At 42.3% G+C, this 279-nt stretch carries 1 protein-coding gene; it reads right to left on the bottom strand.

Annotated features, from left to right (window positions below; translation table 11 throughout):
* Positions 1-279: cation:proton antiporter domain-containing protein (locus CWB72_RS20470; protein WP_171037383.1), on the bottom strand; the 279-nt coding region annotated here is incomplete at both ends.

The following is a 279-nucleotide window of genomic DNA, read 5'->3' on the forward strand; positions in this document are numbered from 1 at the left end:
CTATTTTGTCATAAAGAATAAAAATGAGGGGCGATCCGAGCATAGATACCGCAACAACCAGTGTAACTAACGCGACTTGATCTGGAGTTAAGATTGCTAAGCTGCCAGTAACAGAAAGTAGTACAAACGCAAACTCCCCGCCTTGACACAGGGCTGCGGTAAATAACCATGTCGCTCGCTTATGTAATGAAAACGCCTTTGCCAACAAATATAAAATAGCCGCCTTTAACCCCATTAATAGCACCACTGACGCTAAAATAAACGACCATTTTTGTGCAA

Source organism: Pseudoalteromonas phenolica (genome assembly GCF_005886345.1).
GTDB lineage: Bacteria > Pseudomonadota > Gammaproteobacteria > Enterobacterales > Alteromonadaceae > Pseudoalteromonas > Pseudoalteromonas phenolica_A.